Origin of the sequence: Streptomyces sp. NPDC048424 (genome assembly GCF_040651555.1) — a bacterium.
In the GTDB taxonomy this organism is placed as follows: Bacteria; Actinomycetota; Actinomycetes; order Streptomycetales; family Streptomycetaceae; genus Streptomyces.
Window position 1 is genome coordinate 137,502 of record NZ_JBEZKE010000019.1, and the last position, 25,010, is coordinate 162,511.

A 25,010-nucleotide genomic window follows, 5' to 3' on the forward strand; every position below is an offset into this window, starting at 1 on the left:
CCTTCTAGAAGGTGAAGTCGGCGTGGGCGGAGGTATCCGTCGTGGGTTGCTCCACCCGGCCGGACAGCGGGGCGTGCGGCGAGCGGTCGAGATCGTCGATGAGCCCGGCCACACTGTCGAGCAGGTACTGCGCGGATGACGCGGCGAACAGGGCGGTGCTGTACTCGAGTTCGAGCACGATGCCCTGGGGCCGCTGGAACGCCTGGAGGTTCAGGTCGAACCGGCACGTGCCGGTGTGCAGCAGGTGCACGTCGGCCCGTACGCCCTCCCGGGCGACGGTGTGGAAGTCGATGTTCTGCAGGGCGAAGAAGGCGTCGACCAGCGGCAGCCGGGAGGTGTCCCGCTCCGGCCGGAGCCCGGCGACGACCTGGTCGAAGGGGAACGACTGGTGCTCCAGGGCCTCCTGGTGGCGGTCGTGCGCGACGGTCAGCAGGTCGGCGAGGGTGGCCGTTTCGGGCACGCTCAGCCGCAGGGCCGCGGTGTTGACGAACATGCCGACGACCTGCTCGACCTCGGGGTGGACCCGGCCGCTCATGGGGCTGCCGCACACCACGTCGCGCTGTCCGGACAGCCGCATCAGCGCGGCGGTGTAGGCGGTCAGCAGCACCGCGTACGGGGTGGTGGACGAGGCGGCGGCGATCCGGGCGACGGCCTCGGCCCGCTCCGGGGTCAGGGGCAGCCGCTCCACGGCACCGGCCTCCGCGCGCACGGGCGGGCGGGGGTGGTCGGTGGGCAGTTCGAGCCGGGGCGGGTCGGCGAGCACGCCGAGCCAGTAGCGCTCGTCCGCCGCGTGCGAGCCGTCGGCCAGCCGGTCGGCGAACCACCGGGAGGCCTGCGCGTAGCCCCACTTGGGCTCGGCCAGCGGTCCGCCCGAGAGCAGCTCCGCGAGCTCCTCGGCGAGGATGCGCAGGGAGACCCCGTCGAAGACGATGTGGTGGACGTCGAGGTAGAGCCGGTGCCGGGTGTCGTCGAGCCGCACCAGCAGGGCCCGCAGCAGGGGCCCCGTGCCCAGCTCGAAGGGGCGTACGAAGTCGGCCAGGACCCGGGCGTCGTCCGGATGGGCGGCGAGGTCGGACTCCGTGAGGTGGACCGGCCCGGCCGGCCGGACCTCCTGGCGGACCCCGTCCGGGGTGGTGCGGAACCGGGTGCGCAGGGCGTCGTGCCGGCGTACCAGCTCGGTGAGCGCGGACCGGACCTCCGCGGGGGTGAGCCGGCCGTCGAGGTCCACCCGCAGCGGGACGTTGTAGGCGACCGAGGCCGGGGCGACCTGGGCGTGGGTGTGCATGCCGTGCTGCTGCGGGTGCAGCACGGTGGGCGTTCCCTCGGGTACGTGGGCGGGCGGCCAGGCCGGCCCGGGCGCGGAGGCGGGTGCGGCGGCGTACCGGCCGACGGCCTCCGTCATCGCCGCGAGGGTGCGGTGTTCGAACACCTCGCGGAAGGGGAGCCGGATGCCGTCCCGGGTGGCGAGCCGGCCGATGAGCGCGCCGACGGAGAGGGAGTTGCCGCCGAGGGCGAAGAAGTCGTCCTGCGGGGTGAGGGCCCGTCCGTTCAGGCGCAGCACGGTGTCCCACAGCACGGCGAGCGGGCGCATGCCTGGAGGCAGGGCCGCGAGGGCGGAGCCGTCGGGGGCGGAGCCGTCGGGGGCGGTGGCGCGGCCGGCCTGGGCGGGCGACGGGAGCGCGGCCTTGTCCACCTTGCCGTTGGCGTTGAGCGGCAGCCGGTCCATGACCACGAGGTGGTCGGGCCGCAGGTACTCGGGCAGGCGCGCGGCGAGCTCCTCGCCCACCCCGGCCGCGGTGGCACCGTCCGCGAGGACGACGTGTCCCACGAGGTGCTTGCCGCCCTCGTCGGAGGCTACGGTCACACAGGCGTCCCGGACGCCGGGGCAGCCCAGCAGGACCGCCTCGACCTCCTTGACCTCCACCCGGTGGCCGCGGATCTTGACCTGGTCGTCGACGCGGCCGTGGAAGTGCAGCAGGCCCTGCGCGTCGGTGCTGACGCGGTCGCCGGTGCGGTAGTACCGCTCACCGCCGATGGTGACGAACCGCTGCGCCGTGAGCTCGGGGCTGCCCAGGTAGCCGCGGGCCAGCCCGGACCCGCCGGTGTAGAGCTCGCCCTGCGCACCCGGCGGCACCTCGGCGCCGGACGCGTCGAGGACGAGCACGGTGGTGCCCGCGACGGGACGGCCGATCGGGAAGGCACCGGGCTCGTCGGTCCCGATCTCGTGGGTGGTGGTGAAGGTGGTGTTCTCGGTGGGGCCGTAGCCGTTGATGATCCGCAGGCCCGGATGCGCGGCCTGCAGGGCGCGCACGTGCCGTACCGAGAGCACGTCGCCGCCGACGAGGACGGCGCCCAGGCCGGCGAAGACCTCGGGATCGGTGTCCACCGTCTGGTTGAAGAGCGGCGCGGTCATCCACATCACGGAGACCGCGTGCTCGCGCAGGGTCTCCTTCAGGGCGGAGGCGACGAGCAGCGTCTCGGTGTCCGCCACGCACAGCGTCGCCCCGTTGAGGAGGCAGCCCCAGATCTCGAAGGTCGCGGCGTCGAACTCCAGGGCCCCGGTCAGCAGCAGCCGGTCCTGCGGAGTGAAACGGTAGAAGTCGCTGTCCCTGACCAGCCGGACGATGCCGGACTGTTCCACCAGCACCCCCTTGGGGCGACCGGTGGATCCGGACGTGAACATCACGTACGCCAGCGGGGAGCGGTCCTGCGGCCGCGGCGCGGCGGCGGTCGGCGCGGTCCGGCCGGCGAGCCGGGCCTCGGCGACCAGCTCCTGCGGGGTGACGGTCCGCATCCCCTCCGGGACCGCCGGGGCCAGCGTGTCCTCCAGGCCGGGCGCGCACACCAGCAGGTCGGCCCCGCAGTCCTCCAGCATCATGCGCAGGCGCTCGCCGGGGAACCCGGGGTTGACGGGCAGGTAGGCGCCCCCGGCGAGGACGATGGCCAGGGTGCACACCACGGCCTCCGCCGACCGCGGGAAGGCCATGGCGACCAGGGTCTCGCGGACCACGCCGCGGGCGGCGAGACCGGCCGCCAACAGGCCGGCGCGCTCGTGCAGTTCGGAGTAGGTCAGCCGGGTGTCGCCGTCGATCACGGCGAGGGCGTCGGGGCTGCGGCGGACCTGTTCGGTGAACAGGTCTTCGAGCAGCCGATGGCGGAGGTGCGGCAGGACCGCCGTATCCATGAGAGGGGACCTTTCCGGTGGAAGCCGCGGGCCGGCACATGCCCGACTCGGGCGGCGATGGCCTGAATCAGGGCGTGGCTCAGCGGCGGACGTTGCGTGCGTACATCTCCGTCGCGGCCGGCGCGCGAGGGGCGCCGGGCCGGGCGGGCAGCGGACATGCCGATCGGAGGGCACGGGGAATCCCGTACCTGTCGGGCGATCGGAAGGCTTAGCCAGGGAAGCAGACGGTTCGGCCTGCGATCACACCTGGAACTCCGGCGGGACACAACAGAAATGAATGCCGGGTGAAGATGTCATGCCATCTTGGCGGAAGGCGTGCGGCGCCATTTTCGGTTCCCCCTGCGTCACATAAGTCGTGATCAACTTAACAGTCGCACAGCAGAAATCGGCGACTGCCGGCCAGAGACGGCGTGAACCGTACGGTCGCGGTCGGACGGCACCCGCAGCCCCCTCACCGACCCCCCGACCCCCTCCCCCGAGCCCGCCCGTCCAGAGGCGCGCACACCCCCCTCCGGGCCCGGCACAGGGCGGAACCACTGCTCCCAGAGGCAGAGTTGACCCTGGTCGAACCGCCTGCCGATTGGCCGGGGGCCGCACACCTCGACCGCGGCCGGGGCGGCCCGCCGCACCCCTTCCCACCTGCCCGGAAGGACGACGAGGGTCCCGATTTGCCCAGCTGCCACCAAGCCCGGAACCAAGCTCGCCGCGACACCAGAGTGGCCGAAAACAAACCGCCGTGCCGCTGCGCTCCGCGCGGGAGGAGCGGCGACGGCGGGGGGGGGCTCGGCCCGGAGTGGTCGCGGTCGACTCCACGATCGTGCGTTCTCACCAGCACGCCGCCAGGCCCGTCGAAAGGGCCCGGCCGGCGAGCCGCGCGATTCGCCACAGCCTGCGGCGCTGCGGAGCGGGGCCGAGCCAACGTGTTGCTGGCACTCCAGTTGGAGAGTGAGCGATCGGCTTGGCATGGCTGAGCACCGCGACGATGGCTGACGTAGGCGGTCCCCCTCAGCTGGTTGCGAGACGCCTTGGACTCTGCCGACGCGTCATCTCGCGCGTTCCTTCAGGAGGCTGCCGGCGAAGTCGAGCCAAGCATCGCGGGGCAGCCGGCCCCGGGCGTTCCATGCGATCTGCTGCTCTGCCGCCCACTCCTCGACTGCCTGCTGAGGAATGAGATTGTCCGGCCCCAGGTACTTGGTCAGACGGGCAGCTGAAGCTGGTAGGAGGCCAGAACCCGGGCGTCCAAGGCTCCGTTGTTCTTGACCTCGACTCCCTCGTCCTCAGCCCAGCGCCGTGCCGCCTTGGTGAGGTTCGGGTCGGTTCGCCTGCGGGAGGCCGCGCGGAACTCGGCGGTGTGGTTGCCGCAGCTCACGGGAACGCCGCGGGCCACTTCTGCCTGCCTGAGTCCCGTGACGAGATTTCCGCACTTGCAGAGGTAGTCCCGCAGGGATCCCGCTCGTTTCTTCGGGTTGGCGTAGGGAGGACCGGCCGGCGCCAACCAGCTGTCCGGATGTGGGGGTACATCCTTCAGCTGCCGCAGGCCGACTGCGACCTTCGCAGGCTTGGGGAGCCGCCGAGGCTGGTAACGCTCCCCCAAGAGGGCCTTCTCCGTGTCCGCTGCAGCGGCGTCGGACCCACGTTCGGCATAGGCGGAGAGATCGGGCAGTGGGTGAAGGCCTAGTGCTTCGATGCGCTTGAGCACCGCGAGCGCCGTCTGCCACGCCGGCCGGGCTGCGGGGCGAGCGGGATCGGGGCTTCCAGCTCGAGGGCGGGAAGGTGAGTTCGCAGTTCGTGGAACAGGGCCGTGGCCTTGGCCGAGACGTTCTCGCTGCACAACTCGCAACCGGACCGTAGCGCCTTCGCGGTGCGGCGGTTCGGGGGCGCCGTCCAGTGGCGGTGCCCTTTGCCGGCGATGCACCGCCAGGTCACTTCGATCTTGGAACCCACTGGCGTATTTTGCGGGGTGCGGCCATCAGGCCCACTGACCCACTGATCAGCGAGTTCTGGATACCAGGATGCGAGGCTGTTCGACTGGTCGGCCAGATCAGAGTTGCACACCGGGCAGCCGTTGATGCCGGCGGCTCCGACGCCCCTTGCTCGCAGGCCAGTACGACTCTTGGGCGGCTGATCCCAGGTATGTGTGGTCAGGTACCACTCTCCGGTACCCGGCCTGACAGCCGGCACCTGATGCCACCACGTCACGGGTGAGTTGCTGCCGTAGCTGATCGATGCCGCCACCGAGGAGGCCTTTCGGGCGCATCCGGACGCGGCGATCATGCTGAGCTTCTCCGGGATCGGCCCCCAGGTCGGTGCCCGCATTCTCGGAGAGATCGGCGACGACCGGACCCGGTTCGCAACGGCTGGAGGGCTGAAGGCGTACGCCGGCTCGGCCCCGATCACCCGGGCCTCCGGCAAACGCCGCTACGTCGGACGCCGGTTCGTCAAGAACAACCGGCTCAACCACGTCGGCCACCTGTGGGGCCTTCGCCTCGCTCAGCGGTTCACTGGCGCGGACGCCCACTACCGGCGCCGCCGGGCAGGAGGGGACTGGCACATGCAGGCCCTGCGGCACCTGTTCAACCGCATGCTCGGCCAACTTCACCACTGTCTCCTGGCACGCGTCCCCTTCGATGAAGCGACCGCGTTTCCCCCTCCTGCCCCGGCAGGGTGATCGCGGTCCATGACAGGCTGTCCCTTTCTGAGCGCGGAGGGGGAGTCATGGCAGAGGTTGGGGGATGGATCTGGGAACGCAACCTGCGGTCGTTCCTGGAGCTGCTGTCGCACTACGTGGGCTACGGCTTCGATGCCACCGACTGGGAGACGGTGGCACTGGCGGTCGAGGGGACCGACGACGAGCGGCCCGACGGCTGGTACGCGTACCCCCTGGTCGGTGAGCAGCGACAGGTCGAGGTTCGGCTTGCCCGTGCGGTCGGCGGTGACGAGCTCATGGTGGCCGTGAAGGGAGCCCTGACGCCCGAACTTGAGGTCCGGGCGGACACCCTGCTGGCCGCCTTTGCAGCTGGATGACCAAGGTCAACTTGACGGCTTAACTGCATGAGGTGTCTTTCCGGGTGGACAAGCTGCTGGCCCTGGTCCGGGAACTCAACGCCAACCACGCCGACGAGCACCCCTACGCCTGCCAGATGCTGCTGCGCGCGATCCTCGACCACGTCCCGCCGGCCTTTGGCCAGAGCAAGTTCCAGGCAGTGGTCGCCAACGTGTCCTGGGGAACGACCGACAAGGCGTACGTCAAGAGGCTCGCCGAGTTCCGCAACCCCGCAGACGACGTACTGCACCGACAGATCAGCGCCCAGCCCAGCCGCATCGACATGCACGACCTCCCGCCGCGCGCTTACGTGAACGCGCTTCTTCAGGGCGTACTCGTCCACCTTCCCGCCGTCCCGCAGCCCCAGGGATCCAGCAGCCAGTCCTCGCCGTCGAACCCGCGGTCGAGCCCCTGAGCAACTGTGTCCAGCTCCAAGACCGCGCCGCACGGCGAGCACGGTCACCGGCGCCACGGCGGGGGCTTGCGTGCAGCTGTCAGGTGCTCGTGAGATCCACCCATACCCACGGTTCGTGGTGCCACGAGCGCAGCTCGCCGACGATCAGTTCGACCGTTGTTCCCACCGGCGGCAGGTCTTGCGCCAGCAGCCTCACGCCCGGCTCGCCGTCGCGGCGGATGGTGTCGAGTGATGCGCCGACTGGCTCGTAGTCGTCGAGCTTCGCCGTGATGCCCCATGGCTGGTGGCTGGTGATGGTCGCTCGGACCCGATCACCCGGGTGCAGGTCGCTGAGGGGCCGCTTGGGCTTGTCTGACATGGCAGCATCATCCCTCCACGCCTAGGACCTTCGGGGGATCCCGGCTAGGGCCTCGGGCCGATGCGGGTGGGGGTGGTGGGTGCGAGGCTTGCGGGTATGAGGGCGTTCGAGGGTTTCAGCGAGTCGGAGTCGGCGTACCTGCGGTCCCAGCACCTGGGCCGCCTGGCCACCGTAGATGCGGCCGGGCAGCCGCAGGTGAACCCGGTGGGGTTCTTTCCCCAGGAGGACGGAACCCTCCTGGTGGGCGGGATGGCCATGGGCCGTACGAAGAAGTGGCGCAACCTGCGGCACGAGCCGCGGCTCTCCCTGGTGGTGGACGACCTGGTGAGCACCAGCCCGTGGCGGGTCCGGGGCATCGAGATCCGCGGGCACGCCACGCTGGAGACCGGCCCGCACGAGCTCGGCCCGCACTTCAGCCCGGAGGTCATCCGCATCCACCCCGACCACGTCCATGCCTGGGGCCTCTGACCGGCATGAGCGAGCGGCGGCGCACCATCCGGCCCCGCCAGCCGCCGTTTGAGGACCGGGGTTCGGGGCGGAACCCCCGGCGGGGCCCCGCGGAACCCCCGGGTGGGGCTCCGCGGGGCGGCGCGGGTCAGGAGCGGGCGCCGCGCTTGGCCGCGTAGTTGGCGCGGCCCTCCGCCGACTTGAGGCGCCAGTCACGGCGGATCTCCGACCGCAGCCGCGCATCCGTCTTGGCCACGATCCGCTGGTTCTCCCGCAGCAGCTTGCGGTAGCTGTCGAGGCGGCGCTCCGCCAGCTCCCCCGAGTCCACGGCGGCCAGCACCGCGCACCCCGGCTCCGCCTCGTGCGCGCAGTCGTGGAAGCGGCAGTGTTCCGCGTACTCCTCGATCTCGGAGAAGACCTGGCCGACCCCGGTCTCGGCGTCCCAGAGCCCGACGCCGCGCAGCCCGGGCGTGTCGATCAGTACGCCGCCGCCCGGCAGGGCGAGCAGGTTGCGGGTCGTCGTGGTGTGGCGGCCCTTGCCGTCGACCTCGCGGGCCTCCTGGACCTCCATGACCTCCGCGCCGAGCAGCGCGTTGGCCAGGGTGGACTTGCCGGCGCCGGAGACGCCGAGCAGCACGCTGGTGCCGCCCGCGACGACGGCGGCGAGGACGTCCGTGCCCTCTCCGGTGACGGAGGAGACGGTCAGCACCTGGACGCCCGGCGCCGTGGACTCGACGTCCTCGACCAGGTGGCCGAGCGTCACCGGGTCCGGGACGAGGTCCGCCTTGGTGAGGACGACCAGCGGCTGCGCCCCCGATTCCCAGGCCAGGGCCAGGAAGCGCTCGATGCGTCCCAGGTCCAGTTCGACGGCGAGGGATACGGCGATGATCGCGTGGTCGACGTTGGCGGCGAGGATCTGCCCCTCGGACCGCTGTGAGGAGGTGGACCGGACGAAGGCGGTCCGGCGCGGCAGGTACGCCTTCACGTAGCGCGGGTTGCCCACGGCCTCGACGGCGGCCCAGTCACCGGTGCAGATGACCCGCAGCGGGTCGTGCGGGGTGACGAAGGCGGTGTCGGCGCGGACGATGCCGTCCGCGGTCATGACGTCGCACTGACCGCGGTCGACGCGTACGACCCGGCCGGCCACGAGGCCCTGTTCGGCGTACGGGGTGAACTCGGCCGCCCACGCGTCGTCCCACCCGAAGGGGGCGAGGGCGTGCGAGAGCGCGGCCTGCGGAGAAGAGGAGGAAACGGAGGAAGGAGCGGGGAAAGACGAGAAAGACAAGGGGAACCCTTCACAGGGTGGCCCCGGCCGCGTGCGCTCGCTCGGTGGCGGCGCGCGAAGAGGTGTGAGGTCAGCCGGAGACCACAGAAGTGACATTGATGGTCTTCTGAGTGCGGGCAGCGCCCTGCGCAACGACAGTCATCAATGAACTCACCTCCGGGTCATGCACGTTGCTGAGGTCCTCCACCGGCTCGGCGGGAACGGACCCACCGTAACAAGATCCCGCACGGCGAGGCCACTTCTTTTTCACGCTGTTCTTTCACGGCCCCGCCGGGTACGTCGCCTGGGCGCGGCCGACGCCCGCCTCGAGGTCCAGGGTCCGGGAGGAGCCGGCGTCGCGCAGGGCCTCGGGGACCTCGCAGCTGCCGCTGCCGCTCTCGCAGCGGACCCGGAAGCGGGTGGCCGTCGGCACGATCAGGTCGAGGCGGCCGGAGCCGACCCGGGCGCTCACCCGGTCCGGCGGGGTGGCGAAGGCCGCGTCGGCCCGGCCCGAGCCGATCCGGATCTCGGCCTGGGGCCCGGTGAGGCCGGTGGCCTGGAGGGTGCCGGAGCCGATCTTCGCGCGCAGCGCTCCGCGCAGCCCGACGAGTTCGACCCGGCCGGAGTCGACCTCGGCGTCGACGGCGCCGCCCAGACCGCTGAGGAGGACCCGGCCGGAGCCCGCCGTCACCTTCACGGGGATGCCCTCCGGCACGGTCACCCCGAGCCGGACCGAGCAGGGCCCGGCGGCGGGCCAGAACTCCTCGCCGGGGCAGCGGGGGGTCAGCCGCAGGGTGTCGCCGAGCCAGCTCTGCTCGATGGTGGGCGCCCTGAGCGACCAGCCGATCGTGGCGCGGTAGCCGACCTCCCGGTCGGCGCGGGGGGTGACGGTGACGTCCGCGTCGCCGCCCACGATCTCCAGCGCGCTCACGGGGCGGCCGCCGCTGTCGCCGATGAGCGTGTCGCTGCGGGTGTTCCCGTAGGACCAGGCCTGCCAGGCGGCCGGTGCCACGACGAGGAGCGCGCTCAGGAGCGCGGCGACGGTCCAGGCGAGCCGCTGCCCCGGGCGGTCCCGGTCCGGGGCCGGGGCCGGGGCCGGGGCCGGGGCCGATGTGCGGGCCCGCGTGGAGGCGGGGGCGTCGGTCGACGTGGCGGCCGGCGACGCGGCGGCCGGCGTCACGGCGTGCCGTCCAGGAAGCGCAGCACCGCCAGGACCCGGCGGTGGTCGCCGTCGGCCGGCGGCAGGTCGAGCTTGGTGAAGATGTTGTTGATGTGTTTGGCCACCGCGCTCTCGCTCACCACGAGTTCGGCCGCGATCCCGGCGTTCGAGCGTCCCTCGGCCATCAGGGCCAGTACCTCCCGCTCGCGCGGGGTGAGGCGCTTCAGGGGGTCCGGCCCGCCGCCACGGCGCAGCAGGAGCTGGGCGACGACCTGCGGGTCGAGTGCGGTGCCGCCGGACGCGACGCGCCGCAGTGCGTCGACGAACTCCTCGACGTCGGCGACCCGTTGCTTGAGGAGGTAGCCGATGCCGGCGCCGCTCGGGGTCGCGAGCAGATCGGCGGCGTACCGTTCCTCCACGTACTGCGAGAGCAGCAGCACCGCCGTGCCGGGGCTCTGCCGGCGGATCATCAGGGCGGCCCGGACGCCCTCGTCGGTGAAGCCGGGCGGCATCCGTACGTCCACGAGCGCCAGCTCGGGCCGGTGTTCCTCGACGGCGGCGAGCAGTCCCTCGGCGTCCCCGGTCTCGGCGGCCACCTCGAAGCCGGCCATTTCGAGGACCTTGACGAGTCCTATCCGCAGCAGGACGGAGTCCTCGGCGATCACAGCCCGCACGGCAGCTCCACAGTAATGACGGTCGGGCCCCCGAGAGGGCTGTTGATCATGATGGTTCCGTCGACCGACCCTACGCGTTTGCGCAGGCCGACCAGGCCGGTGCCGCGGGCCGGGTCGGCCCCGCCGACCCCGTCGTCAGTGACGGTGACCCGCAGCAGTTCCCCGTGGCGGGCGGTCCCGCCGGGTGCGGCCGCGCGCACGACCCGTACCGAACAGCGGTCCGCCCGGGCGTGCTTGGCCACGTTCGCCAGGGTCTCGGAGACCACGAAATAGGCGACGGCCTCCACGGTGGCCCCCGGCCGCGTGCCGATGTCCACGGTCAACTCCACCGGGAACGGGGCGCGGGCGGCGATCCCGGACAGTGCCGCATCGAGCCCGCGGTCCTCCAGTACGGCCGGATGCAGGCCCCGTACCAGGTTGTTGAGCTCCTCGATGGCCTCCTTCGCCTGGCGGTGCGCCTCGTCGATGACGGCCTTGGCCTCGGGCGGCAGATCGGGCAGCGTGGCGCGCGCGATGCCGAGGTTCATGGCGAGGGCGACCAGCCGCTGCTGGGCTCCGTCGTGCAGGTCCCGCTCGATCCGCCGGCGTTCGAGATCGGCGGCGTCCAGCACCCCGGCCCGGCTCTCCGCGAGGTCCTCGACGCGCCGCTCCAACTCGCGGGCCCGGTTGGGGCCGAGGAGCGCGGCCGCGGCGAAGGCGTCGAGCCGGGCGAAGAGGGCGGCGAGCCAGGGCGCGGTGAGCACCAGCAGGACTCCGCCGACGGTGACGAGGTCGTAGTTGCCGGTCCAGCCGGGGGTACGGGTGTCCGCGGGCAGGAGCCAGAACCAGCCGTAGACGGACGCGGCCGCGACGCCGAAGCCCCAGGCCAGCACCACCAGCGCGCCCGCGGCGGCGGCGAGCGGGCTGACGAGCAGGTGGTAGCCGTACTGCCGCCAGGTCGCCTCGGAGCGCACCCGTTCGGCCAGCCCGCGCAGGCTCGACCAGCGGCTCTCCCGTACGACCTCCGGCACGTCGAGGCCGAGCAGCGCCCAGAAACGGCTGCGCTGGAGCGCGGTGAGCAACGGGCAGAGCCCCAGCACCACGAGCAGCAGGACCGGGCTGAGGCGGGGCGCCATGGCCACGTAGGTGAAGCCGAGGAGCGCGGGCAGGGCCGGCGGGATCGCGGCCGTGGTGAAGACCGTGTTGCGCCGGGCCCACGCCGACCACGGTGTGTGCGCCGCGATCCAGGTGTACGTACGCCTCAGCGCGCCGCGAAGTGCCATGCCCCATACGGTAATCGCACTGGTCAGGGGCTTTCCATCACGCTTGCACCCGGCCGGGGGTGTACCTGGCACCACCACCGGTTCGGACCGTGGGGCCAGTGATCTCGCCGGCGCGGCGGACGAGGCTGGTGGTGTGCCCGGGGGACGGACCGCCGGGCCGGAAGGAGACCCGCACCCATGGCACTTGTCGCCCCGCAGGCCCGCACCTGGCGCACCCCCCGGCCGGCCACCGTGTTCACCTGTGCGGGGGTGGCGCTCCTCCCGTGGGTGCTGGTGCTGGCGAAGACGACGCCGCAGACCACCGAGGTCTCGAACTGGGCCACGGCGTGGATCGGCCTGGACCTGATGCTGGCCGCCGGGCTGACCGGGACCGGGATGCTGCTGCGCAGGGGCGACGCGCGGGTGTCGCCGGTCGCGGCGGCGACGGCCGCGCTGCTGGTGATGGACGCCTGGTTCGACGTCACGACCTCGGCCGGGACCGGCGGACAGGGCATGGCTCTGCTGCTGGCGGCGGGCGCGGAGCTGCCGTTGGCGCTGGCGTGCGCCATGGTGGCCGCCCGCGGCAAGGGCTGACGCCGCACCGACGGCCCTGTGGGACTCGGGCCCCCGCGCGGGGCGGTGTCCGTTTCGTTCAAGACGCGCGCCACCCGGCCTGCCTAGCCTGCCGTCATGACTCCACGACTCGACATGATCGGCCTGGTCGTCTCCGACATGGCCGCCTCGCTCGCCTTCTACCGCCGCCTCGGGCTGGACGTCCCGGCCGGGGCCGACGGCCTGCCGCACGTGGAGGCCGCGCTGCCCGGCGGGCTGCGGATCGGCTGGGACACCGAGGAGACCGTCCGCTCCTTCGACCCGTCCTGGACCCGCCCCACCGGCGACGGCCGCCGGGACCTGGCCTTCCTGTGCGACTCCCCCGCCGAGGTGGACGCCCTCTACGCGGAGCTGACCGCGGCGGGGTACCCGGGCCACCTGAAGCCCTGGGACGCCGTCTGGGGGCAGCGCTACGCCGTCGTGCTCGACCCGGACGGCTGCGGCGTCTCCCTCTTCGCCCCGGCGGAGCCCGCCGCGTAGGCGGTCAGCGTGGTCCCGGCCAGCGCGCGCACCTCGCGGGCGAGGTGCGCCTGGTCGGCGTACCCGGCGGCGCAGGCCACCTCGGCGTACGGCATGCCCGCGTCGGCCAGCGCCAGGGCGCGGCGCAGCCGCAGGATCCGGCCGAGCGTCCGGGGCCCGTACCCGAAGGCGTCCAGGGAGCGCCGCCGCAGCTGCCGCTCCCCGAGGCCGACGGCCGCGGCGATGCCGGCGACCGCCTCCCCCGCCCCGAGCCGGGCGGCGACCTCCGCGGCCAGCGGGTCGGGCGGTGCGGCCCCGGCCGCACGGCGCGCGGCCAGCGCCTCCAGTCCGGCGCGCGGGTCCCCGTACGCCGCCACGCGCCCCGTGAGGCGCCGTACCTCCCGCGCCGGCCACAGCTCGGCGAGCTCGACGCGGCGGTCCCGCAGGGCGTGGGCCGGTACGCCGAGCAGCGCGGGCGCGGTGCCGGGCGCCAGCCGGATCCCGGAGAAGGCGCCGCCCGGGACCTCCCCGGCGGGATGCGGGCCGGTGTCGGGCCCGGCCACCAGCAACCGCCCGTCGGCCCACAGCAGGTCCATGCACCCGTCGGGCAGCACCATCCGGCCGGTGCCCCGCGCCCGCCACAGCACGGCTCCGGGCACGGCCGCCGACGGCGCTTCCTCGTACACCCCTCAAGGGTAGGGCGAGGATCTACGGCCTTCCCGTGCACCGGTCAGTGTTTGCGCAGCCGCGAGGAGTAGTCCTCCGGCGGCAGGAACTTCGACCACCGCTCCGGGAACTCCGACGGCATCCCGCCGTCCTCGTCGTCCTCCGACTCGCCCTCGGCCAGGGCCCGCCAGGCCGCGGCCCGCGCGATCAGCTGCGCGGCCTCCAGCTCCCGGGCCCGCTCGTTGGCCTCGCGCGCCGCCGCCGTGGCCACGGACGGCCAGACCCGGTCGATGGCGGCGTTCACGGCCGCGCCGACCAGCACCGCGAAGGCCGAGATGCCGATCCACAGCAGCACCGCCACCGGCGCCGCCAGCGATCCGTAGATCGTCGGCCCCTCGACGGTGTTGGTGAGGTAGATGCGCAGCAGGAACGAGCCCAGCACCCACATGGCGAGGGCCACCAGCGCCCCCGGCACGTCCTCGATCCACGGCGAACGCACCGGCACGGACACGTGGTAGAGCGTCGTCAGGAAGACGATGGACAGCAGGGTGACGGTCGGCCAGTACAGCACGGCGATCACGCTGGTGCCCCAGGGGACCAGCTCGATCACGGCGTCCGGCCCCACCACCATCAGCGGCAGCACGATCGCGCCGATCACCAGCGCGATGACGTAGAGCACGAAGGCCAGCAGCCGGGTCTTGACGATGCCGCGCTGCCCGTCGAGCCCGTACATCACGGTGATGGTGTCGATGAAGACGTTCACCGCGCGGGAGCCCGACCACAGGGCGAAGGCGAAGCCGAGCGAGATCAGGTCGGGGCGGCCGCGTCCCGTCACGTCGTCGAGCATCGGTTTGGCGATGTCGTTGACGCCGCGGTCGGAGAGCACCGTGCCGACCGCACCCAGGATGTTCTCCTCGATGCTGGCCACCGTCGTCTTGCCGGTCCAGCCGTCGACGTAGCCGAGCAGGCCCAGCAGGCCGAGGAAGAGCGGGGGCAGCGACAGCAGCGTGAAGAACGCCGCCTCGGCCGCCAGACCGAGGATGCGGTACTCGATGCACGAGTTGACGGTGTCCTTCAGCAGCAGCCAGCCCATCTTCCGCTTCGAGACGTTGCGGTAGAGGGCGCGGGCCCGGTGGAGCCGTCCTGGGGGTCCCGGGATCCGCTCGGGTGTTTCTTTTGCTGGCTGCACGTCCTTACGGTATCCGCATGGCAGCCACCACCCACACAGTCAGCAACCAGGCCCCGCCTCTGGTGGGCTACGACGTCTACGGCGGCGATCGGGCCCTCACCGAGGGCGTCGAGCGTCACCTCGCATCCGCGGAGCCCGAACTCCTCGGCGAGGTACGGGAGGAGCTCACCGCCCTCGGGCGCGCGGCAGGATCCTCACAGGCCCAGGAATGGGGTGTGCAGGCGAACGAGAACCCGCCGAAACTGCGGACGCACGACCGGTACGGGAACCGGATCGACGAGGTGGAGTTCCACCCGGCCTGGCACCGGCTGCTCGGGCACGCCGTGACCTCCGGGCTCACCGACGCCTGGGGGCGTCCGGCCGGGCATCTGCGCCGGGCGGCCGGGTTCTTCCTGTGGTCGCAGGCCGAGGCGGGCCACGGCTGCCCGGTCTCGATGACGCACGCCGCCGTACCGGCGCTGCGGGCCGATCCGGCGCTCGCGGCCGAATGGGAGCCGCGGCTGACCTCGCACGTGTACGAGGAGGGACTGCGGCCGGCCGGGCAGAAGGCCGGCGTGCTCTTCGGCATGGGGATGACGGAGAAGCAGGGCGGCAGCGACGTACGGGCGAACACGACGGCCGCGGTGCCGCTGGACGCGTCCGGCGAGTACCTGCTGACCGGGCACAAGTGGTTCTGTTCGGCGCCGATGTGCGACGGGTTCCTGGTGCTGGCGCAGGCGCCGGGAGGACTGACGTGCTTCCTGGTGCCGCGGGTGCTGCCGGACGGCACGCGCAACGTCTTCGCGATCCAGCGGCTGAAGGACAAGCTGGGCAACAAGTCGAACGCGTCGAGCGAGGTGGAGTTCGACGGTACCTGGGCGCAGCGGGTGGGCGAGGAGGGCCGGGGGGTGCGGACCATCATCGAGATGGTCGCGGCGACCCGGCTGGACTGCGTCATCGGCTCGGCCTCGCTGATGCGGCAGGCGCTGACGCAGGCGGTCCACCACGCGGAGCACCGCTCTGCTTTCGGAGCACCGCTCATCGACCAGCCGCTGATGCGCAACGTGCTCGCCGACCTGGCCCTGGAGTCGGAGGCCGCCACCACGTTGACGCTGCGCCTGGCGGCCGCCTACGACGCCGGGACCGAGCAGGAGAAGGCCTTCCTGCGCCTCGCGGTGCCCGCCGCCAAATACTGGGTGACCAAGCGCTGTACGCCGATGGTCGCGGAGGCCCTGGAATGTCTGGGGGGCAACGGCTACGTCGAGGAGTCCGGGCTGCCGAGACTGCTGCGCGAATCCCCGCTGAACTCCATCTGGGAGGGCTCGGGCAACGTACAGGCGCTGGACGTACTGCGCGCCCTCCAGCGCGAACCCCAGGCGCTGAACGCCTTCCTCCAGGAGGTCGGCCTGGCCCGGGGCGCGGACCACCGGCTGGATTCGGCCATCAAGGACCTGCTGACGGAGCTCGCCGATCTGGAGGGCATCGAGGCGCGGGCCCGCCGCGTGGTGGAGCGCATGGCGCTGGTCCTGCAGGGATCGCTGCTGGTGCGCTGGGCTCCGCCGGAGGTCGCGGACGCGTTCTGCGCCTCCCGGCTGGGCGGCGACTGGGGGGCGGCCTTCGGCACGCTGCCGCACAGCCTCGACCTCGGCGCGGTGGTGGAACGGGCGCGGATCACGGGCTAGGGAGGAGCCCCCGTCGGGCTCCCCTGCGGTCCCCAAACCGCTCCGAGCCTGGATCCGGGCCCGTCGACCGGTACAGAGGTGGCGCCGCGCCGACTCGGCACCACCTCTGATCCGAAGCCCCGAGGAGGAGCTGTCACGCCGCTCGGCGGCGTCCGGACAGTTTCGGTCGGGTGACCGGGACTTGGCGAGGGTTGCATACCGTTGCAACCTTTGAGTCGGCAGCCGTCCGCCGGGGTGCCGGGGATGCGGAACCCGCACACCCGCCCGGGCGGCTCGCGTCGTACGTCCTGTTCGCACGGGGAGGTTCCGGTGGCCGACACCACAGGCAGCACGGTCGATGTGGCACGCATCTCGGCCATGGACGCGCGGGCGGCGGCGCGTCTGCTCAAGGGCGTGCGGGCGGCCGCGCTGGCCGGGGACCGGCCGCCGGCCGCGCCGAGACCGGAGATCGCGGAGTCCTGGCGGCGGATGCTGGCCGTCGGGGTGCACCCGGACCGGGACGCGCGCTCGCGGATGCTGTCGGCCGCCGAGACCGAGGAGCGGCGGCACGGGTCGCCGCTGCGGGAGGTCCTGCCCGTACTGCGGGAGGGGCTGCTGCCCGCGCTCGACGAGGCGCTGCACATCATGGTCGTCGCGGACGCGGACGGGCGGCTGCTGTGGCGGGAGGGCCACTCCTCCATCCTGCGCAAGGCGGACCGGCTCGGCTTCTCGGTGGGCGCCGACTGGGACGAGGCCGTGGTCGGCACCAACGGGGTGGGCACCGCGCTCGTGGCCCGGCGGCCGGTGCAGGTGTTCTCGGCGGAGCACTTCGTCTCCAGCCACCACGACTGGACCTGTGCGGGGGCGCCCGTACGGGATCCGCGGGACGGGCGGCTGCTGGGCGTGGTCGACGTCAGCGGGCCGCTGGCCACGATGCACCCGGCGACGCTGGCGTGGGTGACCTCGGTGGCCCGGCTCGCCGAGCGGGAGCTGCGGATCCGGCACCTGGAGTCGCTGGAGCGGCTGCGGACGGTGGCGGCCCCGCTGCTGGCCCGGCTGCCGGGACGGGCCCTGGCCGTGGACCCGGACGGCTGGCCGGCGGCGGTGACGGGACTGGCCCCCACGGACCGGATCCCGCTGCCGAAGAACTTCGGGCCGGGCCGGGTGTGGGTGCCGCGGCTCGGCGACTGCGTGGTGGAGCCGCTGCCCGGCGGCTGGCTGCTGCGGGTCGCGCAGGAGCGTGCGGGTACGGCGGCGACACGGATCGTCGTGGACCTCAGCCGCGCGGGATGCTGGTCGGCGACGGTGTACGGGTCCTCCGGGAGCTGGTCGCAGGAGCTGAGCCCGCGCCACGCGGAGCTGCTGTTCCTGCTGGCGGACAGCCCGCGGGGGCGCTCGGCGGCGGAGCTGTCCGCGGAGCTGTTCGGGGACCCGACGCGCACGGTGACGGTCCGCGCGGAGCTGTCGCGCGTACGCCGCCACCTGGCGGGCGTGCTGACCCACCGGCCGTACCGCTTCGCTCAGGACGTGGAGGTGGAGCTGATCCGCCCCGAGGACCCGGCCGCGCTGCTCCCGCACTCCACCGCCCCCGCGGTGATCAGGGCCCGCCTGGGGCGCAGGGGGCCCGGCGTGATTCCCTGAAGGGCATGAGCACCATCACCCTCACCACCTGGTCCCTGGAAATGACCTCCGCGTCGGACCTCGTCCCGGCGGCCGTACCGGGCCCCGAGATCACCATCTCGCGGGCGGAGGTCCCCTCCCCGGAGTTCAGCCGTTTCCTCTACGCCTCGGTGGGCGGCGACGTCCACTGGACCGACCGGCTGTCGCTGACCCGCGCGCAGTGGGTGGAGCAGCTGGACCGGCCGGGGGTGGAGACGTGGGTGGCGTACGACCGCGGCACGCCGGCGGGGTACATGGAGCTCGACCCGCAGGACGACGGCGTGGTCGAGATCATGTACTTCGGCCTCCTCCCGGACTTCCGCGGCCGCCGCATCGGGGGGCACCTGCTGTCCGTGGGCACCGCCCGGGCGTGGTCCCTCGCGGAGCGCTGGCCGGAGCTGGAACCGACCCGGCGGGTGTGGGTGCACACGTGCAGCCAGGACGGCCCGACGGCGATGAGCAACTACGAGCGGCGCGGCTTCAAGGTCTTCAAGACGGAGACGGAGTCCAAGGAAGAGACCCCGACCCCCGGCCCCTGGCCCGGCGCGTAGCCTCCCTCCATGGGCCGGTCCGGCGAGCACGGCCGGATCCGAAGCCGGCTCCGCCGGACCTGGGGCTCCGCCCCGGACCCCGCGCCGCAAACGCCGGCGGGGCTGAAACGCCAGGGGCGGGCGGGGTGACCCCCGTCACGTCATCCCAGCATTCGGGACGAGTTCGTCCGGATCGTGGACAGTAGTGGACTCCTCCAAGAGGCACATGACACGCTTCCGTCATGAATGGAGCTGGAATTGCCTTGGTGAGTCGGCGGCACGTCGACCTCGGCCGCATGTCCAGCGCCATCTGTCCGGCGCGCTGACGGAACCAGCCACGCCGCACATCGTCGCCGTCCCCGCCGCCGCGGACGCGCCGATCACCCGCTAGCCCCCTGAGGCCGATGTCCCGCCCTGCCCGCCGGCAACCCCGGCAACGGCGCGGGAATCAGCCACACCCGCTCAGAGTCGCAGACCTGACAGGGGCACACTGCCGCCGCTCCGCCTCCCCCTGCCCTCGCCTTGAGCCGCCGAAGAAGGACGTACCGCCATGGCCGCCACCCCCGAAACGCCCGCAGCCGCACCCGCAGCCGCCGCGCGCCGCAAGACCGGCCGTCACCGCGGTGAGGGCCAGTGGGCCGTCGGACACCACACGCCCCTCAACGGCAACGAGCAGTTCAAGAAGGACGACGACGGTCTCAACGTGCGGACACGCATTGAGACGATCTACTCCAAGCGCGGCTTCGACTCGATCGACCCCAACGACCTGCGCGGCCGCATGCGCTGGTGGGGCCTCTACACCCAGCGCAAGCCCGGGATCGACGGCGGCAAGACCGCGATCCTGGAGCCGGAGGAGCTGGACGACGAGTACTTCATGCTGCGCGTCCGCATCGACGGCGGCCGGCTGACCACCGAGCAGCTCCGCGTCATCGGCGAGATCTCCGAGGAGTTCGCGCGCGGCACCGCCGACCTCACCGACCGCCAGAACGTGCAGTACCACTGGATCCGGATCGAGGACGTCCCGGAGATCTGGCGCCGGCTGGAGGCCGTCGGCCTGTCCACCACCGAGGCCTGCGGTGACACGCCCCGCGTCATCCTCGGTTCGCCCGTCGCCGGCATCGCCCAGGACGAGATCATCGACGGCACCCCGGCCATCGACGAGATCTACCGCCGCATCGTGGGCAACCCCGACTTCTCCAACCTGCCCCGCAAGTTCAAGTCCGCGATCTCCGGCTCGCCGCTGCTCGACGTGGCGCACGAGATCAACGACATCGCCTTCGTCGGCGTGCACCACCCCGAGCACGGTCCGGGCTTCGACGTCTGGGTCGGCGGCGGCCTCTCCACCAACCCCAAGCTGGGCGTGCGCCTGGGCACCTGGGTCTCGCTCGACGAGGTCCCGGACGTCTACGAGGGCGTCATCTCGATCTTCCGCGACTACGGCTACCGCCGGCTGCGCACCCGCGCCCGCCTGAAGTTCCTCGTCGCCGACTGGGGCCCGGCCAAGTTCCGCCAGGTCCTGGAGGACGAGTACCTGAAGCGCAAGCTGACCGACGGCCCCGCCCCCGAGCAGCCGACCGGCCAGTGGCGCGACCACGTGGGCGTCCACCAGCAGCAGGACGGCAAGTTCTACGTCGGCTTCGCGCCCCGCGTCGGCCGCGTGGACGGCGCCACCCTGACCAAGATCGCGGACGTCGCCGCGCAGCACGGCTCCGGCCGCCTGCGCACCACCGCCGAGCAGAAGATGATCGTGCTCGACATCGAGGCCGACCAGGTCGACTCGGTGGTCGAGGCGCTGGAGTCGCTGGACCTGCGGGTCAAGCCGTCCCCGTTCCGCCGCGGCACGATGGCCTGCACCGGCATCGAGTTCTGCAAGCTGGCCATCGTCGAGACCAAGGCGCGCGGCGCCTCGCTGATCGACGAACTGGAGCGCCGCCTGCCGGACTTCGCCGAGCCGCTCACCATCAACATCAACGGCTGCCCGAACGCCTGCGCCCGTATCCAGGTGGCGGACATCGGTCTCAAGGGCCAGCTGGTCCTGGACGACGACGGCAACCAGGTGGAGGGCTACCAGGTCCACCTGGGCGGCGCCCTCGGCCTGGAGGCCGGCTTCGGCCGCAAGGTCCGCGGCCTCAAGGTCACCTCGGCCGGTCTGCCCGACTACGTCGAGCGGGTCGTCAGGAGCTACGAGGAGCAGCGCGAGGACGGCGAGCGCTTCGCGGCGTGGGTCGCCCGCGCGGACGAGAAGAGCCTCTCGTGAGCGAGCGCGCCGCACCGTTCTACTGCCCGTACTGCGGCGACGAGGACCTGTTTCCGAACGAGACGGGCCACGGCGCGTGGGAATGCAGGGCCTGCAACCGAGCCTTCCAGCTGAAGTACCTCGGGCTGCTGTCCCGCGGTATCCGGTCCGATTCAGCGGAATCAGCGGGAGGGGACGAGATATGACCACCACTCAAGACGCGAGTCTCAAGTCCGTGGGTCTCAAGGCGCTGGCCGAGCAGGCCGGCCGGGACCTGGAGGACGCCTCCGCGCTGGACATCCTGCGCTGGGCGGCCGAGACCTTCGGCGGGAAGTTCGCCGTGACCTCCTCCATGGAGGACGCGGTCGTCGCCCACCTGGCCTCGCGCGTCCTCCCCGGCGTGGACGTGGTCTTCCTCGACACGGGCTACCACTTCGAGGAGACCATCGGCACCCGTGACGCGGTCGACGCCGTGATGGACGTCAACGTCATCACGCTCACCCCGCGCCAGACGGTGGCCGAGCAGGACGCGCAGTACGGCCCCAAGCTGCACGACCGCGACCCCGACCTGTGCTGCGCGCTGCGCAAGGTCAAGCCGCTGGAAGAGGGCTTGACCGCGTACGAGGCATGGGCGACCGGCCTGCGCCGCGACGAGTCCCCCACCCGGGCGAACACCCCGGTCGTCGGCTGGGACGAGAAGCGGCAGAAGGTCAAGGTCTCGCCGATCGCCCGCTGGACCCAGGACGACGTGGACGCGTACGTCGCCGAGCACGGCGTACTCACCAACCCGCTGCTGATGGACGGTTACGCCTCCGTCGGCTGCGCCCCCTGCACCCGCCGCGTGGCGGAGGGCGAGGACGCGCGGGCCGGCCGGTGGGCCGGGCTGGGCAAGACCGAGTGCGGACTGCACGGCTGATGACGACCGAACGTACGGAACTTACGGAGACGAAGCAGATGAGCGTGAGCGACCAGGGCGCCACCGTGTGGCTGACCGGGCTGCCGAGCGCGGGCAAGACCACGATCGCCTACGCGCTGGCCGAGCGGCTGCGCGCCGAGGGCCACCGCGTGGAGGTCCTCGACGGTGACGAGATCCGCGAGTTCCTCTCCGCCGGACTCGGCTTCAGCCGCGAGGACCGGCACACCAACGTGCAGCGGATCGGTTTCGTCGCCGAACTCCTCGCGTCCAACGGCGTGAAGGCGCTCGTCCCGGTGATCGCGCCGTTCGCGGACAGCCGTGAGGCCGTCCGCAAGCGGCACGCCGCCGAGGGCGCCTCGTACCTGGAGGTCCATGTGGCCACCCCGGTCGAGGTGTGCTCCGAGCGTGACGTCAAGGGCCTGTACGCCAAGCAGGCGGCGGGCGAGATCTCCGGTCTGACCGGGGTCGACGACCCGTACGAGGCACCGGAGTCCCCGGACCTCCGTATCGAGTCGCACACGCAGACCGTGCAGGAGTCGGCCTCGGCCCTGCACGCGCTGCTCACCGAGAGGGGTCTGGCATGACCACGGCCGCACACCTGCACACCGATTCCGGCTCCGACGCCCCGTACGCGCTGTCGCACCTCGACGCGCTGGAGTCCGAGGCGGTGCACATCTTCCGCGAGGTGGCGGGCGAGTTCGAGAAGCCGGTGATCCTGTTCTCCGGCGGCAAGGACTCCATCGTCATGCTGCACCTGGCGCTGAAGGCGTTCGCGCCGGCGCCGGTCCCCTTCACGCTGCTGCACGTCGACACGGGCCACAACTTCCCCGAGGTGCTGGAGTACCGCGACCGCACGGTCGAGAAGCACGGACTGCGCCTGCACGTGGCGTCCGTCCAGGACTACATCGACGCGGGCAAGCTGCGCGAGCGCCCCGACGGCACCCGCAACCCGCTGCAGACCGTCCCGCTGACCGAGGCCATCCAGAGCCTCAAGTTCGACGCGGTCTTCGGCGGCGGCCGCCGCGACGAGGAGAAGGCCCGCGCCAAGGAGCGGGTGTTCAGCCTCCGCGACGAGTTCTCCCAGTGGGACCCGCGCCGCCAGCGCCCCGAGCTGTGGCAGCTCTACAACGGCCGCCACGCGCCCGGCGAGCACGTGCGCGTCTTCCCGCTCTCCAACTGGACCGAGCTGGACGTCTGGCAGTACATCGCCCGGGAGGGCATCGAGCTGCCGGAGATCTACTTCGCCCACGAGCGCGAGGTGTTCCTGCGCAACGGCATGTGGCTGACGGCCGGCGAGTGGGGCGGCGCCAAGGAGGGCGAGGTCCCCGAGACCCGCCTGATCCGCTACCGCACCGTCGGTGACATGTCCTGCACCGGCGCCGTCGACTCCGACGCCACCACGCTGGACGCCGTGATCGCCGAGATCGCCGTCTCCCGCCTCACCGAGCGGGGCGCGACCCGCGCCGACGACAAGATGTCCGAGGCCGCGATGGAAGACCGCAAGCGCGAAGGGTACTTCTAGACATGACCAGCACCACCGATCAGGTCGCCGGGCTCGACGACCTCGCGGCGACCACACTGCTGCGCTTCGCGACCGCCGGTTCCGTCGACGACGGCAAGTCCACCCTGGTGGGCCGGCTGCTGCACGACTCCAAGTCGGTCCTGACCGACCAGATGGAGGCCGTCGAGGCCGTCTCCGCCCAGCGCGGCCAGGAGGCCCCCGACCTCGCGCTGCTCACCGACGGCCTGCGGGCCGAGCGGGAGCAGGGCATCACCATCGACGTCGCGTACCGCTACTTCGCCACCGCGCGCCGCCGGTTCATCCTCGCGGACACCCCGGGGCACGTGCAGTACACCCGGAACATGGTCACCGGCGCCTCCACCGCCGACCTGGCCGTGGTCCTCGTCGACGCCCGCAACGGCGTGATCGAGCAGACCCGCCGGCACGCGGCCGTGGCCGCGCTGCTGCGCGTCCCGCACGTGGTGCTGGCCGTCAACAAGATGGACCTGGTGGGCTACGAGGAGTCGGTCTTCGCTTCGATCGCCGAGGAGTTCACCGCGTACGCCTCGGACCTGGGCGTGCCGGAGATCACCGCGATCCCGATCTCGGCGCTGGCCGGCGACAACGTCGTGGAGCCGTCCGCCAACATGGACTGGTACGGCGGCCCGACGGTGCTGGAGCACCTGGAGACCGTGCCGGTCAGCCACGACCTCACCGCCTGCCCGGCCCGTTTCCCGGTGCAGTACGTGATCCGCCCGCAGTCCGCGGAGCACCCCGACTACCGCGGCTACGCGGGCCAGATCGCCTCCGGCGTGCTGCGCGTCGGCGAGGCCGTGACCGTGCTGCCCTCGGGCCGCACGAGCACGATCGTGGGCATCGACGCGCTCGGCGAGAGCGTCGACATCGCCTGGGCCCCGCAGTCGGTGACGCTGCGTCTGGCGGACGACATCGACATCTCGCGCGGCGACCTGATCGCCCCGTCCGCGAACGCCCCGGGCACCACGCAGGACGTCGAGGCGACGGTCTGCCACGTGGCCGACCAGCCCCTCTCCGTCGGCGCCCGGGTGCTGATCAAGCACACGACGCGCACGGTCAAGGCGATCGTCAAGGAGATCCCCTCGCGGCTGACCCTGGACGACCTGTCCCAGCACCCGAACCCCGGGCAGCTCGTGGCCAACGACATCGGCCGCGTGGTCGTCCGTACCGCCGAGCCGCTCGCGCTCGACGCGTACGCCGACTCGCGCCGCACCGGGTCCTTCCTGCTGATCGACCCGGCCGACGGAACGACCCTGGCGGCGGGCATGGCCGGCGAGTCCTTCGCCTCCAAGGCCGAGACCACCGTGCAGGCGGACGAAGAAGGGTGGGACTTCTAGATCATGCCCGCCGACATCTACTCCACCTTCGCCAAGGAGGGCGGCCGCGTGGGCAGCGGCCGCCTCGGCAGCGGCCAGGGAGGGGTGGCGCGATGTGCGCGATGACGTACGCGCACCGCATGCGCGCCCACACCCCCCACGAGCCGTACCTGCCCCCGCTCCACAGACGAAGACGTGCGTCATGAGATGACCGCGTCACGAGAGGAAGTCCTCCCGTGCCTGCCACCGCCAGCACCCGTACCACCCGCACCACCCTGCGCCGCGGGGTCGTCGCCGCCGCCGCGCTGCCGCTCCTGATCGGCGCGCTCGCCTCGTGCGGCTACGGCTCGGAGGCCAAGAAGGACGACGGCGACAAGGCCGCGAACGCCGCCGCGGACGGCGCGAAGCTGTCGGCCTCCGAGGTGCGGATCGGCTACTTCCCGAACCTGACGCACGCCACCGCGC

At 72.4% G+C, this 25,010-nt stretch carries 25 protein-coding genes and 2 pseudogenes; 17 read left to right on the top strand and 10 right to left on the bottom strand.

Annotated features, from left to right (window positions below; genetic code table 11):
- Positions 1-4: 4 nt before the first annotated feature.
- From AB0D29_RS25685 to AB0D29_RS25695, 3 genes are all read right to left on the bottom strand, one after another.
- The gene (locus AB0D29_RS25685) at positions 5-3,184 is read right to left on the bottom strand and encodes an amino acid adenylation domain-containing protein (protein ID WP_362857404.1); all 3,180 of its coding nucleotides are present in this window, start codon (positions 3,182-3,184) and stop codon (positions 5-7) included.
- A 1,195-nt stretch (positions 3,185-4,379) separates the two neighbouring features.
- Positions 4,380-4,553, bottom strand: a complete 174-nt coding sequence (locus AB0D29_RS25690) for a hypothetical protein (protein ID WP_362857406.1) — start codon at positions 4,551-4,553, stop codon at positions 4,380-4,382.
- 305 nt (positions 4,554-4,858) lie between these two features.
- Positions 4,859-5,500: a zinc-ribbon domain-containing protein gene (locus AB0D29_RS25695; protein WP_362857407.1), complete on the bottom strand. Its 642-nt coding sequence runs from the start codon at positions 5,498-5,500 to the stop codon at positions 4,859-4,861.
- On the opposite strand from AB0D29_RS25695, the pseudogene AB0D29_RS25700 reads away from it, so the two are divergent.
- The 3 genes and pseudogenes from AB0D29_RS25700 to AB0D29_RS25710 form a co-directional block, all read left to right on the top strand.
- Positions 5,415-5,852: pseudogene (locus AB0D29_RS25700) on the top strand (transposase); the annotation flags it as partial. The gene AB0D29_RS25695 and the pseudogene AB0D29_RS25700 overlap by 86 nt on opposite strands.
- A gap of 47 nt (positions 5,853-5,899) precedes the next feature.
- Positions 5,900-6,208 (top strand): hypothetical protein, encoded by a 309-nt coding sequence (locus AB0D29_RS25705; RefSeq protein ID WP_362857409.1) that lies wholly within the window; start codon positions 5,900-5,902, stop codon positions 6,206-6,208.
- Between the two features lie 32 nt (positions 6,209-6,240).
- Positions 6,241-6,642: a hypothetical protein gene (locus AB0D29_RS25710; RefSeq protein WP_362857411.1), complete on the top strand. Its 402-nt coding sequence runs from the start codon at positions 6,241-6,243 to the stop codon at positions 6,640-6,642.
- A 79-nt stretch (positions 6,643-6,721) separates the two neighbouring features.
- Here the strand turns inward: AB0D29_RS25710 and AB0D29_RS25715 are convergent, their stop codons facing one another.
- Entirely contained in the window at positions 6,722-7,000 is a 279-nt protein-coding gene (locus tag AB0D29_RS25715; RefSeq protein WP_362857413.1) for a hypothetical protein, read from the bottom strand.
- Between the two features lie 96 nt (positions 7,001-7,096).
- Between AB0D29_RS25715 and AB0D29_RS25720 the strand changes: the two genes are divergently transcribed.
- Entirely contained in the window at positions 7,097-7,468 is a 372-nt protein-coding gene (locus AB0D29_RS25720) for a PPOX class F420-dependent oxidoreductase (protein ID WP_362857414.1), read from the top strand.
- A 127-nt stretch (positions 7,469-7,595) separates the two neighbouring features.
- On the opposite strand, the gene rsgA is transcribed toward AB0D29_RS25720, so the two are convergent.
- From rsgA to AB0D29_RS25740, 4 genes are all read right to left on the bottom strand, one after another.
- The gene (gene rsgA / locus AB0D29_RS25725) at positions 7,596-8,732 is read right to left on the bottom strand and encodes a ribosome small subunit-dependent GTPase A (protein ID WP_362857415.1); all 1,137 of its coding nucleotides are present in this window, start codon (positions 8,730-8,732) and stop codon (positions 7,596-7,598) included.
- A 259-nt stretch (positions 8,733-8,991) separates the two neighbouring features.
- Positions 8,992-9,891, bottom strand: coding sequence for a DUF4097 family beta strand repeat-containing protein (locus tag AB0D29_RS25730; protein ID WP_362857416.1), 900 nt, complete (start codon positions 9,889-9,891; stop codon positions 8,992-8,994).
- The gene (locus AB0D29_RS25735; protein ID WP_362857417.1) at positions 9,888-10,544 is read right to left on the bottom strand and encodes a response regulator transcription factor; all 657 of its coding nucleotides are present in this window, start codon (positions 10,542-10,544) and stop codon (positions 9,888-9,890) included. The genes AB0D29_RS25730 and AB0D29_RS25735 overlap by 4 nt, the downstream gene beginning before the upstream one ends.
- A complete protein-coding gene (locus tag AB0D29_RS25740; protein ID WP_362857418.1) occupies positions 10,532-11,806 on the bottom strand; it encodes a histidine kinase in 1,275 nt (424 codons plus the stop codon). The genes AB0D29_RS25735 and AB0D29_RS25740 overlap by 13 nt, the downstream gene beginning before the upstream one ends.
- A gap of 177 nt (positions 11,807-11,983) precedes the next feature.
- On the opposite strand from AB0D29_RS25740, the gene AB0D29_RS25745 reads away from it, so the two are divergent.
- Complete coding sequence (locus tag AB0D29_RS25745; protein WP_362857420.1) at positions 11,984-12,379, top strand: hypothetical protein; 396 nt, start codon at positions 11,984-11,986, stop codon at positions 12,377-12,379.
- Between the two features lie 96 nt (positions 12,380-12,475).
- A complete protein-coding gene (locus AB0D29_RS25750) occupies positions 12,476-12,877 on the top strand; it encodes a VOC family protein (RefSeq protein ID WP_362857421.1) in 402 nt (133 codons plus the stop codon).
- Here AB0D29_RS25750 and AB0D29_RS25755 read toward each other — a convergent pair.
- Both AB0D29_RS25755 and AB0D29_RS25760 read right to left on the bottom strand, forming a co-directional pair.
- A complete protein-coding gene (locus tag AB0D29_RS25755; RefSeq protein ID WP_362857422.1) occupies positions 12,808-13,542 on the bottom strand; it encodes a helix-turn-helix domain-containing protein in 735 nt (244 codons plus the stop codon). The genes AB0D29_RS25750 and AB0D29_RS25755 overlap by 70 nt on opposite strands.
- A gap of 44 nt (positions 13,543-13,586) precedes the next feature.
- Positions 13,587-14,711, bottom strand: coding sequence for a YihY/virulence factor BrkB family protein (locus tag AB0D29_RS25760; protein ID WP_362857424.1), 1,125 nt, complete (start codon positions 14,709-14,711; stop codon positions 13,587-13,589).
- Positions 14,712-14,728: 17 nt separating this feature from the next.
- On the opposite strand from AB0D29_RS25760, the gene AB0D29_RS25765 reads away from it, so the two are divergent.
- The 11 genes and pseudogenes from AB0D29_RS25765 to AB0D29_RS25815 form a co-directional block, all read left to right on the top strand.
- Positions 14,729-16,372: an acyl-CoA dehydrogenase family protein gene (locus tag AB0D29_RS25765; RefSeq protein WP_362857426.1), complete on the top strand. Its 1,644-nt coding sequence runs from the start codon at positions 14,729-14,731 to the stop codon at positions 16,370-16,372.
- A 357-nt stretch (positions 16,373-16,729) separates the two neighbouring features.
- Positions 16,730-17,992 carry a GAF domain-containing protein gene (locus AB0D29_RS25770; RefSeq protein ID WP_362857436.1) on the top strand — a complete coding sequence of 421 codons (1,263 nt, stop codon included), beginning with the start codon at positions 16,730-16,732 and terminating at the stop codon, positions 17,990-17,992.
- Positions 17,993-17,997: 5 nt separating this feature from the next.
- Positions 17,998-18,561: a GNAT family N-acetyltransferase gene (locus tag AB0D29_RS25775; RefSeq protein WP_362857427.1), complete on the top strand. Its 564-nt coding sequence runs from the start codon at positions 17,998-18,000 to the stop codon at positions 18,559-18,561.
- 221 nt (positions 18,562-18,782) lie between these two features.
- On the top strand, positions 18,783-18,866 hold the full coding sequence (locus tag AB0D29_RS25780; protein WP_312847410.1) for a putative leader peptide: 84 nt from the start codon (positions 18,783-18,785) through the stop codon (positions 18,864-18,866).
- 224 nt (positions 18,867-19,090) lie between these two features.
- A complete protein-coding gene (locus AB0D29_RS25785) occupies positions 19,091-20,797 on the top strand; it encodes a nitrite/sulfite reductase (RefSeq protein WP_362857429.1) in 1,707 nt (568 codons plus the stop codon).
- Positions 20,794-20,982: a hypothetical protein gene (locus AB0D29_RS25790; protein WP_362857431.1), complete on the top strand. Its 189-nt coding sequence runs from the start codon at positions 20,794-20,796 to the stop codon at positions 20,980-20,982. Before AB0D29_RS25785 ends, AB0D29_RS25790 begins: the two co-directional genes overlap by 4 nt.
- The gene (locus AB0D29_RS25795) at positions 20,979-21,692 is read left to right on the top strand and encodes a phosphoadenylyl-sulfate reductase (protein WP_362857432.1); all 714 of its coding nucleotides are present in this window, start codon (positions 20,979-20,981) and stop codon (positions 21,690-21,692) included. The genes AB0D29_RS25790 and AB0D29_RS25795 overlap by 4 nt, the downstream gene beginning before the upstream one ends.
- A gap of 38 nt (positions 21,693-21,730) precedes the next feature.
- Positions 21,731-22,276, top strand: a complete 546-nt coding sequence (cysC, locus tag AB0D29_RS25800; protein WP_362857437.1) for an adenylyl-sulfate kinase — start codon at positions 21,731-21,733, stop codon at positions 22,274-22,276.
- Positions 22,273-23,214: a sulfate adenylyltransferase subunit CysD gene (cysD, locus tag AB0D29_RS25805; RefSeq protein WP_351301351.1), complete on the top strand. Its 942-nt coding sequence runs from the start codon at positions 22,273-22,275 to the stop codon at positions 23,212-23,214. The genes cysC and cysD overlap by 4 nt, the downstream gene beginning before the upstream one ends.
- 2 nt (positions 23,215-23,216) lie before the next feature.
- A complete protein-coding gene (locus AB0D29_RS25810; RefSeq protein WP_362857434.1) occupies positions 23,217-24,566 on the top strand; it encodes a GTP-binding protein in 1,350 nt (449 codons plus the stop codon).
- Positions 24,567-24,781: 215 nt separating this feature from the next.
- Positions 24,782-25,010 (top strand): annotated as a pseudogene (locus tag AB0D29_RS25815) (sulfate ABC transporter substrate-binding protein); the annotation flags it as partial.